This is a genomic window from Hoeflea sp. YIM 152468, from assembly GCF_029210485.1.
Classification (GTDB): domain Bacteria; phylum Pseudomonadota; class Alphaproteobacteria; order Rhizobiales; family Rhizobiaceae; genus Hoeflea.
Genome location: NZ_JARGET010000023.1, coordinates 103,637 through 115,520, shown reverse-complemented (window position 1 = coordinate 115,520; position 11,884 = coordinate 103,637). Strand labels below are relative to the sequence as shown.

General features: G+C 62.5%; 14 protein-coding genes. 7 read left to right on the top strand and 7 right to left on the bottom strand.

The genetic code is table 11. From position 1 onward, the window contains the following. Window positions 1-145: 145 nt before the first annotated feature. Together mazG and PZ897_RS12600 are read right to left on the bottom strand one after the other, a co-directional pair. Complete coding sequence (gene mazG / locus PZ897_RS12605; RefSeq protein WP_275752648.1) at window positions 146-967, bottom strand: nucleoside triphosphate pyrophosphohydrolase; 822 nt, start codon at window positions 965-967, stop codon at window positions 146-148. Between the two features lie 209 nt (window positions 968-1,176). Further along, window positions 1,177-1,779, bottom strand: a complete 603-nt coding sequence (locus PZ897_RS12600) for a nucleoside deaminase (protein ID WP_275752696.1) — start codon at window positions 1,777-1,779, stop codon at window positions 1,177-1,179. 178 nt (window positions 1,780-1,957) lie between these two features. Here PZ897_RS12600 and cysG point away from each other — a divergent pair, with 178 nt between their 5' ends. From cysG to PZ897_RS12575, 5 genes are read left to right on the top strand one after another with little or no spacing between them, the layout of a single operon-like run. Then, on the top strand, window positions 1,958-3,403 hold the full coding sequence (gene cysG, locus PZ897_RS12595; protein WP_275752647.1) for a siroheme synthase CysG: 1,446 nt from the start codon (window positions 1,958-1,960) through the stop codon (window positions 3,401-3,403). Between the two features lie 10 nt (window positions 3,404-3,413). Next, window positions 3,414-3,737 (top strand): DUF2849 domain-containing protein, encoded by a 324-nt coding sequence (locus PZ897_RS12590; RefSeq protein WP_275752694.1) that lies wholly within the window; start codon window positions 3,414-3,416, stop codon window positions 3,735-3,737. A 10-nt stretch (window positions 3,738-3,747) separates the two neighbouring features. Beyond that, a complete protein-coding gene (locus PZ897_RS12585; RefSeq protein ID WP_275752646.1) occupies window positions 3,748-5,418 on the top strand; it encodes a nitrite/sulfite reductase in 1,671 nt (556 codons plus the stop codon). Between the two features lie 14 nt (window positions 5,419-5,432). Further along, complete coding sequence (locus tag PZ897_RS12580) at window positions 5,433-5,924, top strand: DUF934 domain-containing protein (protein WP_275752645.1); 492 nt, start codon at window positions 5,433-5,435, stop codon at window positions 5,922-5,924. A gap of 16 nt (window positions 5,925-5,940) precedes the next feature. Beyond that, window positions 5,941-6,276, top strand: a complete 336-nt coding sequence (locus tag PZ897_RS12575) for a 2Fe-2S iron-sulfur cluster-binding protein (protein WP_275752644.1) — start codon at window positions 5,941-5,943, stop codon at window positions 6,274-6,276. On the opposite strand, the gene tmpT is transcribed toward PZ897_RS12575, so the two are convergent. The 4 genes from tmpT to PZ897_RS12555 all read right to left on the bottom strand — a co-directional run bounded on the left by tmpT (window position 6,254) and on the right by PZ897_RS12555 (window position 8,491). Next, entirely contained in the window at window positions 6,254-6,898 is a 645-nt protein-coding gene (tmpT, locus tag PZ897_RS12570; protein WP_275752643.1) for a thiopurine S-methyltransferase, read from the bottom strand. The two genes, PZ897_RS12575 and tmpT, sit on opposite strands and share 23 nt — an antisense overlap. Before the next feature lie 11 nt (window positions 6,899-6,909). Continuing rightward, complete coding sequence (locus tag PZ897_RS12565) at window positions 6,910-7,626, bottom strand: LrgB family protein (protein WP_275752642.1); 717 nt, start codon at window positions 7,624-7,626, stop codon at window positions 6,910-6,912. After that, window positions 7,619-7,987 (bottom strand): CidA/LrgA family protein, encoded by a 369-nt coding sequence (locus PZ897_RS12560; RefSeq protein WP_275752641.1) that lies wholly within the window; start codon window positions 7,985-7,987, stop codon window positions 7,619-7,621. The genes PZ897_RS12565 and PZ897_RS12560 overlap by 8 nt, the downstream gene beginning before the upstream one ends. Window positions 7,988-8,053: 66 nt before the next feature. Then, window positions 8,054-8,491, bottom strand: coding sequence for a YqaA family protein (locus tag PZ897_RS12555; protein WP_275752640.1), 438 nt, complete (start codon window positions 8,489-8,491; stop codon window positions 8,054-8,056). 220 nt (window positions 8,492-8,711) lie between these two features. Here PZ897_RS12555 and PZ897_RS12550 point away from each other — a divergent pair, with 220 nt between their 5' ends. Then, window positions 8,712-9,164, top strand: a complete 453-nt coding sequence (locus PZ897_RS12550; RefSeq protein ID WP_275752639.1) for a MarR family transcriptional regulator — start codon at window positions 8,712-8,714, stop codon at window positions 9,162-9,164. A gap of 101 nt (window positions 9,165-9,265) precedes the next feature. Next, entirely contained in the window at window positions 9,266-10,180 is a 915-nt protein-coding gene (locus PZ897_RS12545) for a DMT family transporter (RefSeq protein WP_275752638.1), read from the top strand. A 31-nt stretch (window positions 10,181-10,211) separates the two neighbouring features. Here the strand turns inward: PZ897_RS12545 and PZ897_RS12540 are convergent, their stop codons facing one another. Further along, window positions 10,212-11,699 carry a carboxypeptidase M32 gene (locus PZ897_RS12540; protein ID WP_275752637.1) on the bottom strand — a complete coding sequence of 496 codons (1,488 nt, stop codon included), beginning with the start codon at window positions 11,697-11,699 and terminating at the stop codon, window positions 10,212-10,214. Window positions 11,700-11,884 lie beyond the last annotated feature (185 nt).

Below are 11,884 nucleotides of genomic sequence, written 5' to 3'. Positions count from 1 at the left end.
GCCGCGGTGATGCTAAGGAAGGGTTTACGGCGAGGCCAAAATGCCGGCAGCGGGCCCGTCTTAGCGGCATGATGGTGCCGCGCGATCAAGATGTATCCCTCTGAATTTAAAGCATTTTGTAGCTGATTTTTCAACATTCTGCGGATCAATCGTCCTTCTTCGCCGCCTGCCACAGCGCTTCCATCTCTGCAAGTGTGGCGTCGGCGGGTGTCTTGCCCAGTTTCGCCAATCCCGCTTCGACATGGGCAAAACGTCTGCGGAACTTGGTGTTGGTGGTGCGCAGCGCGTCTTCCGGATCAGCTTTCAGGTGCCGGGCCAGGTTGGCGAGCGCAAAGATCACATCGCCGAGCTCGCCCGCTGCCTTGTCGGTCTCGCCATTGTCGAGTTCTACACGCAGTTCCGCAATTTCTTCCTCGATCTTGTCGAGGACCGGACCCGCAGCGCCCCAGTCAAAGCCGACCAGGGATGCTGCCTGCTGCAGCTTCAGCGCTTCCATCAGCGCGGGCAGGGCGCGCGGCACGCCGGTGAATTGCCCCTGCGTTTCTGTCTCCGGCAAACCGCGCGCAATGCGGCGTTGCGCGCGTTCGCGTTTCTCTTCGGCCTTGATCACGGCCCATTGCGTCTTGACCTTGTCGGCTGTGTCCGCCCCGGATCGTTCAAACACATGCGGATGACGCCGGATCATTTTCCGCGTGATCGCCTCGACCACGTCCTCAAAGGAAAACAATCCCTGCTCCTCGGCCATGCGGGCGTGAAACACCACCTGCAGCAACAGATCGCCCAGTTCGTCGCACAAATCGTCAGGATCATTGCGCTCGATCGCATCGGCAACCTCGTAGGCCTCCTCGATGGTGTAGGGCTTGATCGTGGAAAAGTCCTGCTGGACGTCCCACGGGCATCCGGTTTCGGGATGCCTGAGCGCCGCCATGATCTCGATAAGGCCGGAAATATCGCGTGATGGTTTCATTCAGAGCATGCCGCGGTTCAGGAGAGCAAAGGGTTCATTGGGGGCAGCGAGGCAGGGTTTGCTTGCACAACGCGTTCGCTGTCCTCCATGAACTCGAAACAACGCGGCGTGCTCATGGGAGCCTAGCCGAGCCGGGTGAAGCTCGCGACCATTCAGCCAAGGGCGCCGATGTTGTCCACAACTCAATCGGGCCGCGGAGCTGCCGGCCCTCAGTTGAGCGGGATGGCGTTGCTGTCCTTGCCGGATTGATAGGCCGCGGACAAATCGGCATAGCGGTTGCGAATTTGCTGCGCCTGATCGAGCAACGGCTGTGCCTCGGCGTCGGGCAGGGTGGCGATGATGTCGAATATCCCGCGGCCGTGCCAGAAGGCGTTGTCGTGATTGTAGCCGCCCGGCTCCAGTCCGAAGACTTCTTTCAGCATCTTGAGATCATGCGGGATGGCAAAGCTGTCGCGCGAGTCCTGATGGCTGAAGAAATAGAAGAAATTGTCAAAGCCGGCCCAGGCAATCGCCGACATGCACATGGTGCAGGGCTCATGCGTCGACAGAAAAATCATGTCTTTGGTGGATTCACTCGTTGCGATCGGGCTCTCATAAAAGCACTTGAGAAGATGCACTTCACCGTGCCAGAGCGGATTGTCGGTCTCGTTGTTGGTCTGCGCCATCACCAAAGACAAATCCGCCTTGCGCACCAGCGCGCCGCCAAAAATCTTGTTGCCGGCTGCCACGCCCGTCTCGGTGAGCGGAACGATGTCGTGCTGCATCACATCCAGCAGTCTGCGAACCAGGTCGGCGTTTTGAATGATCTCCATCTGACGGCCCCGTCGTTGCTGCCCGACCGCATGCGCCTCAAGCGTCGCGGTCACCCGTTCTCCATAACCCGATATCTAAGGTAAAAGAATATCACTTCGGCCCGAATGGGACATGTTTGTTTCTTCATTCGTTTCGTCATTCCCCTGAAAATGCATCCAACTCAGGAGTTTGACCACCATGGCCACGCAAGCAGCGCTTTTAACCACATTCCCCGCCTTCATGCGGGTCGACGCCCGCAAGGTGGCGATCTTCGGCAATGGCGCGGAAGCTGCGGCCAAGGCACGGCTTGTCGCCAACACGTCGGCTTCTATCAGCGTCTATGCCGACGCGCCCGAAGCCGAGCTCACAGACAGTCTCGACCGATTGGGCATCGTGGCAATTCGGCAAGCCTATTCCGCCTCACAGATGGAGGAGGCGACGCTGGTGTTTGCCGCCACCGGTGATGCCGCACAGGACCGGGCCATTGTCCGCGCGGCACGCGAGCGCCGCATTCCCGCCAATGCCGTCGATCAGCCTGACTATTGCGATTTCCTCACGCCGGCGCTGGTCAACCGTGCGCCCGTGGCCATCGCCATCGGCACCGAAGGTGCAGGCCCGGTTCTGGCGCAGATGGTCCGCGCCCGCATTGACCGGATATTGTCTCCGTCGCTGGGTACGCTGGCCCGGCTGGCGTCTGACTACCGGATCGCAGCCGACCGCCTGCTGCCGCGCGGCGTCGCCCGCCGGGTATTCTGGCGGCGGTTTTTCGAAGCCGAGGTCGCCACCCATGTCGAAAAGGGCGAGGTGTCGCTGGCGCGCCGTGCTGCCACCCGCATGCTGCGCGTCCGCGAACCGGTCCCCGGTCACATCTGGCTGGTCGGCGCGGGCCCCGGCGCCGAAGACCTGCTGACACTGCGGGCCCAGCGCGCCATGATGGAAGCCGATGCGATTGTCTATGACGCGCTGGTGCCGGAAGCCGTGGTGGCGCTTGGCCGTCGGGACGCCGAACGGCATTCAGTCGGCAAGCGCAAGGGCTGCCACTCCAAAAGCCAGAGCGAGATCAATGAGATGCTGGTGCGTCTGGGCCGCGAAGGCAAGCGTGTGGTGCGGCTCAAATCCGGCGATCCACTGGTGTTCGGCCGTGCCGGTGAGGAAATGGCCGCATTGCGCGATGCCGGCGTCTCCTTCGAGATCGTGCCGGGCATCACCTCGGCGCTCGCCGCTGCGGCGGATTTCGAACTGCCGCTGACCCTGCGCGGCGTGGCTTCGTCACTGGTGTTTACCACCGGGCATGATCTGACCGGGGCTGCATTGCCGGACTGGGCTCGTCTGGCCGTCTCCGGTGCCACATTGTGCGTCTACATGGGCCGCTCGGTCGCTGCCAGCATTGCTGCAAGGCTGATTGAGGCGGGACTGTCGGCCGACATGACCGTGGCCATCGTGGAAAACGCCTCGCGCGGCGATCGCCGTCTGTTTCACGGCACGCTCGCCGATCTGCCGGCGCTTGAGCACCGCAGCGAACTTGCCGGTCCGGTGATGGTGGTCATCGGGGATGCCGTCGCCGGTGCGAATTTCGACCACTCCACCGCCCTTGCCGCAGGCCAGCACCACGCTGCGCCCGCCAGCCGAACCCAAGCTGCCTGAGGAGGCCATGATGACGACCGCTTCGTTCAAGACCAAGGTTCTCACCGCAAACCGGCTGACCGATGGCATTTCCGTCTGGCTCGGCGCCAATGGGGAATGGGTCTTTTCGCTCAAGGACGCTTTTCTGGCTCGCCATGACGAGGCCGTTGCCGCACTCACGGCGGCCGGCGACCAGGCGCAAGCCGACAACCGGGTCGTCGATGTCAGCGTCATCGAGATTGAGGAAACGCCATGCGGGCCGCGGCCGTACCGGTTGCGCGAGCGCATCCGTGCCGACGGCCCGACAATCGCCTATGCGCCGGCTGCCGCCGCGCGCGCCTCAGAAGCCGCATAAGGGTTCCCAGATGTATCGTTATGATGAATTCGACCACGCGTTTGTCGCCGCGCGTGTCAGCCAGTTCCGCGACCAGGTGGAGCGGCGGCTGAGCGGCGACATCTCCGAGGAGGCGTTCAAGCCGCTCAGGCTGATGAACGGTGTCTATTTGCAACTGCACGCCTATATGCTGCGCGTCGCCGTTCCCTATGGCACGCTCAACAGCCGCCAGATGCGCAAGCTCGGCCATATTGCCCGCATCTATGACCGCGGCTATGGCCATTTCACCACGCGGCAGAACATCCAGTTCAACTGGCCCGCCTTGTCCGACATTCCGGCCATTCTCGAGGAACTTGCCGAGGTCGAGATGCACGCGATCCAGACCTCGGGCAATTGCATCCGCAATGTCACCGCCGATCATTTTGCCGGCGCCGCTGCCGACGAGGTTGCCGATCCGCGGCCCTATGCCGAAATCTTGCGGCAATGGTCTTCCGTCCATCCTGAATTTTCCTACCTGCCGCGCAAGTTCAAGATTGCCGTGACGGCCGCCGAGCGCGACCGCGCCGCCATCCAGGTGCATGACATCGGCTTGCAGTTGAAGAAGGACGCCCAGGGCCGGCTTGGCTTTGCCGTCTGGATCGGCGGCGGGCAGGGGCGGACCCCGCTCCTGGCCAAGAAGATCAAGGACTTCCTGCCGGAGGCTGATCTTCTCTCCTACGTCACCGCGATCATGCGGGTCTACAATCTGCACGGCCGCCGCGACAACAAGTTCAAGGCGCGGATCAAGATCCTGGTGCATGAAACCGGTGTCGAGAAGCTGACACAGGAAATTGATGCGGAATGGGCGCAGCTCAAAGATGGTGCGCTGAAATTGCCTGAGGCCGATGTTGCCGCGATCAATGCCTATTTCGCGCCTCCGGAACTGGCGCCTCGCGCCGAAGGCTGGGGCGAACTCGCCGCCTGGCAGAAGTCCGATTCCGGATTTGCCAGTTGGGTCGGCCGTAATGTCGCGCCGCACCGGCATCCCGACTACGCCATGGTGACCATCTCGCTCAAGCCGATCGGCGGCATTCCCGGCGACGCCTCGGCCGATCAGATGGATGCGGTGGCGCGACTGGCGCAAGAGTTCGGCCATGACCAGATCCGCGTGACCCACGAGCAGAACCTGGTGCTGCCGCATGTGGCGCTGGCCGATCTCGAGCCCTTGTACCGGGCGCTGCTGACCGACGGGCTGGCCACGGCCAATGCGGGCCTGATCACCGACATCATCGCCTGCCCGGGACTGGATTACTGCGCGCTCGCCAATGCCCGCTCGATTCCGGTGGCGCAGGAAATCTCGAACCGCTTTGCCGATCCGGCGCGGCAGGCCGACATCGGCGATCTGAAGATCAAGATTTCCGGCTGCATCAATGCCTGCGGTCACCACCATGTCGGCCATATCGGCATCCTGGGGGTCGAGAAGAAGGGGGAAGAGCTCTACCAGATCTCGCTCGGCGGCTCGGGGGACGAAAACGCCTCGATCGGACAGATCACGGGCCGGGGCTTTGGACCGGACCAGATCACCGACGCCATCGAGACCATCGTCGCCACCTATCTTGCCAACCGGACGGGCGCCGACGAACCCTTCATCGATTGTTATCGTCGCATCGGCGCTGACCCCTTCAAGGCCGCGCTGTATGGCAGCGAAGCCCAGGCAGCTTGAGACCGGAGACTTTTATGACTGTCATCTGGACACAAACCGGGATTGTCGAGAACGATCCCTGGACCCAGCCGTCAGCTGAGGACGGGCCCAAGCTGTTGCCGCTGGCCGAGGCGCTGGAGCACGCGCAGGACAATGCTCCGTTTGGCGTGGTGCTGCAGCCGGCCGACGACGTGCGCGCTTTGGCTCCGGTTCTCGACCGGCTGATCCTGGTTGCGCTGACCTTTCCGGCGTTCAGCGATGGCCGGGCGTTTTCGCAGGCGATGCTGCTCAGGGAGCGTCTGGGCTACAAGGCTGAATTGCGCGCCGTCGGCACCGTGCTGCTGGATCAGATTCCGCTGATGCTGCGCACCGGGTTTGACAGTTTTGCAGTGGAGCATGCTCCAACCATCCAGCGGCTGATCGACAAGCGTCTTCCGGGCATCGACCTGCATTATCAACCCGCGGCCGATGCCGCCGCACAAACACCGGGCTACAGCTGGCGCCGCACGGCGCTTCTCAACGGCTGAACGGGGAGTATTCAGCATGCACATTCACGTCACTGACCAGGCCGGAACCCGGCACACGCTGGAAGCGCTGGAGGGGTTTCGGGTGATGGAGATCATTCGCGACTGGGGTCTCGATATCAAGGCCGAATGCGGTGGCGCCTGTGCCTGCGCCACCTGCCATGTTCATGTCGCTGAGGACTGGACCGGCAAGCTCTATCCGATCGAAGCCGAGGAAGAGGACATGCTCGACCAGGCTTTTGACGTGCGCGACAATTCGCGGTTGTCCTGCCAGTTGCTGATGAGCGCAGAGCTCGACGGTCTCGAAGTGACCCTGGCGCCGGGGACGCAGATCAAGGGCCGCGCCGCGGCGTGAGCAGCCAGACGGTTTCGGTGGCGGCGATGCCTTTGAAACCGCCCGCCACCTCGCCGGTGGCCAATCTGGAGATGGTGTACCGGTCCTTGTAGCGCATGGTGACTTCGTCTCCGGGAATGGCAAAAGGCGGACCGTCGAGGCGTGATTGATCGTACTCGAACGTCACCAGAAGCTGCGGTGCGTTTGCGCTGATATCGGCGATGTGCGGGGCATAGTCAGCGCGCATGCTTTGAGGCAGGGCGACAAAGGCAGCCCGATCAAAAACGGCGTCGACGGGACCGAGCGCGGCTTGGCCGAGGTCGAAGACGTCGCCGACAAAGATGTCGATTCGGTCTGCGCTGTAGCGCTTCAAATTGCCCAGATCCGATATCTCCGGTTCAACCCCAAGCTGTTCAAACAATTGCCGGATTGCCAGTTCACTCAGTTCAACACCGGCAACACGGTAGCCTTTCGAAAGCAGCCAGCCGATGTCGAGTGTCTTGCCGCACAAGGGGATGAAAACCCGCCCGTTCTCTGGCACGCAAAGAGCCGGAAAATGCGTCAGCAGCAGCGGGTTGGGTTCGCTCTCGTGAAAGCCAATGCGTCCGCTTTCCCAGCGGCCATGCCAGAAATCATGGTCCATCTTTGGTCCTTTCAAAAAAACACACGCCACAGGACCGGCAGCAAGATCGCGGTGGCCAGCGCGTTCAAGCCCATGGCGAGGCCGGAGAAGGCGCCGGCCAGTTCATTGGACTGCAACGCCCGTGCGGTGCCGATGCCGTGGCTGGCGGTGCCGAGCGCCAGGCCGCGGGCGCGCCAGTCGGTGACGCCGATCAGGCTGAGCAACGGTGGGCCGAGAACGGCGCCAAGAATGCCGGTCAGGATCACCAGCACCGCGGTCAGCGACGGCAACCCGTCCAATTGCTCGGTGATGCCCATCGCCACCGGCGCGGTGACGGATTTTGGCGCCAGTGACAGCAAGGTCTCGCGGCTGGCGCCGAGCAGCCAGCCGAGAGCGATGGCGGTTCCGATGGCTGTGAGCGATCCGCACAGCAGGCTGGTCATCAGCGCCAGCGCCGAGCGCCGGACCCGGTCGAATTGCCGGTAAAGCGGGATCGCCAGAGCCACGGTTGCCGGGCCAAGCAGGAAGTGGACGAACTGGGCGCCCTCGAAATAGGTCTCGTAGCTGGTGCGGCTCAAACTCAGCAGAGCGACGATCAGGATCACTGCGGTGAGCACCGGATTGAGGAAGGCCTTGTGGCCGGATTTGTCATAGAGCCATGTTCCGGCCTGAAACGCGGCAAGCGTCAGGGTGAGAAACAATAGCGGGCTGGCGCTGAGGTAAACCCAGACGTCGGCGATGTCAGTCATGGTGCGCCTCTGTCCTGTCAGACCCGCTGTTTCGGGCAAGCCGGCTCATCACCAGGCCGGTGACGGCGATGGTCGCCAGTGTTGAGCCGACCAGCGCCACTGAAATCGGCAGCCAATCCTGACCAAGCAGGCCCAGATGCGCCATCACCCCGACACCGGCCGGGACGAACAGAAGTGCGAGGTTCCTGAGCAAGCTGTCGGCGACAGTCCCGACATGCTGGGGAACCGACCCCTTGAGTGCGAGCAGGACGAACAGGATCACCATGCCTGCCACCGGGCCCGGGACCGGCAGGCCGAGGAACCGGGTGACAAGTTCACCGATCAACTGGCAGGTGAGGATGAGGGTGAGGGCGGACAGCATGGGCAGGACCTGTCTGGAAGCGGGCAGGGCGATAGTGTCAGATTCCCCTGTCGCGGCCCAAGGCTTTTATGACAAGGCGCCAACGCCGGCTGCCAGAGCGAGATAACGTCCAATCTTGCCGATCGAGACCAGGGTCACAAACCGCCACAAGGGTTCGCGCATAATGCCCGCTGCAAGGGTCAACGGGTCACCGATGACCGGCACCCACGCCAGCAGCAGCGACCAGTAGCCAAACCGCGCATAGTGGTGCCGGGCCCGCTGCAATTGCGCCGCCGAGGCCGGAAACCAGCGCCGGCCGCGGTACCGCTCGATCCCGCGCCCGATCATCCAGTTGACAACCGATCCCAGAACATTGCCAAGGCTTGCCACCGCGACAAGTGCCGCCACCGGTTGTCCGCCAGCCAGGATCAAGCCGGTCAGCAGGCTTTCCGACTGCGCCGGGATCAGCGTTGCCGCGAGAAACGCGGCAAGAAACAGGCTGCCATAGGCGGCAAGATCAATCATGGCAGGGCAGGGGCTCAGGAACGGAGTGCGGGGACCTTCTTCGGGTCTGTCTACAGGATCCGGTGGAGACCGCCTAGTACACCCCGGCTCGATGAATTCGGATGGGCTTGCTGGGTAAATGATTTCAACGGATTAACCCAAAATTCCGCACCAGTTTCCAGGTCTTGAATAGCTGGCTATATTAAATTGAATAGCGCGCTATCTTGTGTTATGCAGGGTCATGACCTTTGACAAATCCCGCTCCGCCGGTGTTCTGGCAAGCGACATTGCCCGGCTGTACACCGCAGCCTTGCAAAACCGGCTTCAACCTCTGAAGCTGTCGCCGGCCCAGTTTCTTGCCCTCAACGAACTGTGGATGGACGACGGGTTGACCCAGAGTGATCTGACGCTGCGTCTCGGTGTCGAACAGGCGACGATGGCCAACACGCTGTCGCGGATGCAGCGTGACGGGTTGATCGAGCGCAGACCTCACCCCGAGGACCGGCGTTCGCAACAGGTCTGGCTGAGCCATCACGCACAGACGTTGCAGGCACCGGCCACTTTGGCCGCGGTGACAGCCAACGATCTGGTGCTCAAGGGCCTTCCGGAAGCGGAGCGGGCGTTGTTCGTGAGCATGATGGGCCGGGTCGCCGCAGCCTTGCGCGGCGTCAGTGCGGAGCGCCCGGAGAGCTGAAAAGATTTCCTTCTCTGCCTGAAACCGGCTAGGCACGAGCAATTAATTGATTGCGTCCGCTCTGGCGCAGTCGTCATGCAAGTTTGATCGGATCAGCTTTTATGGACAATATGCGCGGCATCATTCTGATGGTTCTTGGCATGGTGGGGTTTGCCGCCGAGGACATGTTCATCAAGCTGGCCGCGTCAGGCCTGCCGGTGGGGCAGATATTGGTGGTGCTGGGGTTCTTTGGCGCAATGGCTTTTGCGATTTACGCCCGGCTGGCTGGCACCAGCGTGTTTTCAAAAGGATTTTTTCACCCGGCGGTGGTGCTGCGAAATCTCAGCGAAATGCTAGGCGGCCTGTGTTTTGTCACCGCATTGTCGTTGATCCCGCTGGCCACACTCACCACGATTTTGCAGGCGACGCCGCTGCTGGTGACCATGGGCGCGGCGCTGGTGCTGGGCGAGGCGGTGGGCTGGCGCCGCTGGACTGCGATTCTGGTTGGCTTTGGCGGCGTATTGCTGGTCATCCGGCCCGGGCTTGACGGGTTCGAGCCCGAAGTTCTGTGGGCGGTGGCGGGCGTGGTTGGTCTGGCGATCCGTGATCTTTCCAGCCGCCGGGTGCCGAAAGCCATTTCCTCGCTGCAATTGGCGGCCTGGGGGTTTTTTGCAGTCGGCCTGTCGGGCGCGGTCCTTTTGGTCTTCACCGGCGGTGCGGAAATGCCGACACTGCGGGAAAGCAGCTATCTGACCGGTGCACTGGTGGTCGGCGTGGGGGCTTACTGGGCGCTGACCGAGGCGACTCGCATTGGAGAAATCGGCGTTGTGACACCGTTCCGTTATGTGCGGCTGGTGTTTTCCACCGTGATCGGCATCCTGGTGTTTGCGGAATTCCCGGATTTTTACACGCTGGCAGGCGCCTGCATCATCATTGCCACCGGCATCTACACGATCATGCGCGAACGCACCCGCCGCCGCCAGGCCGCAGCCGAGGCCAGAGTTTCCGCCGCAGCTCCGGGCGAAGCCATGCTGTAAGGGGCAGGGCGTGGAGATTGGCGGGCGGGCCTCACTGTTTCCCGTAACGCGCTCTGAGATGGGCGATGAAATAGGCGGGGTTGAGCTCTTCCCCGGTCGCCTGCTTGAGAATTTCGGGCGTTGAGGCGGTGGATGCCTTTGCCCAGATGTTGTCGCGCCGCCAGGCGTTGAGCAGTTCAAAATCGCCCGCCGCGATCTGTGCGTCGACATCCGGATTGGTCTTCTGGATTGCCGCCCATTGCTGCGCCGCCATCAGCGCACCCAGCGTGTAGGAGGGGAAATAGCCGAAAGATCCGGACGGCCAGTGCACATCCTGCATCGGTCCGTTCTGCGGATCATCGATGGTGGAAATGCCGAGCGATTCCTGCATCTTGGCGTCCCAGGCATCGGGCACATCCTTCACCTCGACGCGGCCGGACAGCAGATCCTGCTCCAGTTCATAGCGCAGAATCACGTGCAGCGGGTAGGTGACCTCGTCGGCATCGACCCGAATCTTGCCGCGCCTGACCTGATGCACATGCGGCAGCAGATCCTCGATGGTCCAGCTTTCCTTCAGGTGCGCGTCGACCTGGGGCAGGGCAAAGTGCCAGAACGCCGGATTGCGGCCGATCTGCTTTTCGACGAACAGGCTCTGGCTTTCATGGATCGACATGCCGCGCGCCTTGCCTGACGGCCAGTGAGTCCAATCCTTGGGCAGATTCTGCTCGTAAAGGCCGTGGCCGGTCTCGTGCAGGATGCCCATCAAGGCGGGCAGAAACTCGTCGGTGCGGTAGCGCGTGGTCATCCGCACATCGCTGGGCACACCGCCACAGAACGGGTGGTCGGAGACCGAGAGGCTGCCATGGTTCATGTCAAAGCCGATGGCCTGCATCATCGCCAGGCCGAGCGCCTTCTGCCGCTCGACAGGATAATCGCCCGAGAGCGGCTTGAGCGGACGCGTTTGCAGTCGCTCCTGCTGGACCGCGAGCGCCTCGGGCACGAACTCCACCAGGAATGCCTTGAGCTCGGCGAAAACCGGATCAATGGCAGCGGTGCGGTTGCCCGGATCAAACTGCTCCATCAACGCGTCATACGGCGCGAGCTCCAGCACCTCGGCGCGCATCGCGGCTTCCTCGCGCATCATCGCAACAACGGCTTCCAGCGCCGGCTGGAACGCCGCCCAGTCGCCCTTGGGCCGCGCCTTGCGCCACAATTGCTCGGAGCGCATGCTGGTGCGCATCTTGCGTTCGATAAAATCAGTGGGCAGGCAGGTCATGTTGATGTAGCTGCGTTCGAACTCGCCGACTGCGATCTGCTGTTCGGAGGACAGCGTTTCGGCCTTCGCCGCAGCAATCCAGTCCGCCACATTCTTGTCGGTCGCCTGACGGTGATACATGCCCGACAGCGACGCCATCGCCTCGGCGCGGCTCTCGCCGCCGCCCGGCGCCATGTGGGTGGCTTCATCGGTGCCGAGAATGGCCAGAGCGTGGTCCAGGGCGCCAAGGGCGCGGCAGTGGGCATCTAGCTTGGCAAAGGACATGAAAAGACTCCGGGGGGTGAAAACGCCTTACCGGATAAGCCAACCGGGAACCGCTCGCAAGGGCAGGGCCAGCAGAACCGTGATGTGGGCGAGCCGAAAGGCCTGACAGATCAAGTCTGGTGAGCGCCAGGACCGGTGAAAGCCCAGGCGACAAGGCAGATTGGCGTCGGCCTGAGGTTCTGAAC

Excerpts from the sequence above, each read along its gene's own strand:
- PZ897_RS12545 (WP_275752638.1), top strand. The coding sequence starts at position 9,266 with ATGGACAATATGCGCGGCATCATTCTGATGGTTCTTGGCATGGTGGGG.
- cysG (WP_275752647.1), top strand. The coding sequence starts at position 1,958 with ATGGCCACGCAAGCAGCGCTTTTAACCACATTCCCCGCCTTCATGCGG.
- tmpT (WP_275752643.1), bottom strand. The coding sequence starts at position 6,898 with ATGGACCATGATTTCTGGCATGGCCGCTGGGAAAGCGGACGCATTGGC.
- PZ897_RS12550 (WP_275752639.1), top strand. The coding sequence starts at position 8,712 with ATGACCTTTGACAAATCCCGCTCCGCCGGTGTTCTGGCAAGCGACATT.
- PZ897_RS12555 (WP_275752640.1), bottom strand. The coding sequence starts at position 8,491 with ATGATTGATCTTGCCGCCTATGGCAGCCTGTTTCTTGCCGCGTTTCTC.
- PZ897_RS12540 (WP_275752637.1), bottom strand. The coding sequence starts at position 11,699 with ATGTCCTTTGCCAAGCTAGATGCCCACTGCCGCGCCCTTGGCGCCCTG.
- PZ897_RS12585 (WP_275752646.1), top strand. The coding sequence starts at position 3,748 with ATGTATCGTTATGATGAATTCGACCACGCGTTTGTCGCCGCGCGTGTC.
- PZ897_RS12575 (WP_275752644.1), top strand. The coding sequence starts at position 5,941 with ATGCACATTCACGTCACTGACCAGGCCGGAACCCGGCACACGCTGGAA.
- PZ897_RS12600 (WP_275752696.1), bottom strand. The coding sequence starts at position 1,779 with ATGGAGATCATTCAAAACGCCGACCTGGTTCGCAGACTGCTGGATGTG.
- PZ897_RS12560 (WP_275752641.1), bottom strand. The coding sequence starts at position 7,987 with ATGCTGTCCGCCCTCACCCTCATCCTCACCTGCCAGTTGATCGGTGAA.
- PZ897_RS12580 (WP_275752645.1), top strand. The coding sequence starts at position 5,433 with ATGACTGTCATCTGGACACAAACCGGGATTGTCGAGAACGATCCCTGG.
- PZ897_RS12565 (WP_275752642.1), bottom strand. The coding sequence starts at position 7,626 with ATGACTGACATCGCCGACGTCTGGGTTTACCTCAGCGCCAGCCCGCTA.
- PZ897_RS12590 (WP_275752694.1), top strand. The coding sequence starts at position 3,414 with ATGACGACCGCTTCGTTCAAGACCAAGGTTCTCACCGCAAACCGGCTG.
- mazG (WP_275752648.1), bottom strand. The coding sequence starts at position 967 with ATGAAACCATCACGCGATATTTCCGGCCTTATCGAGATCATGGCGGCG.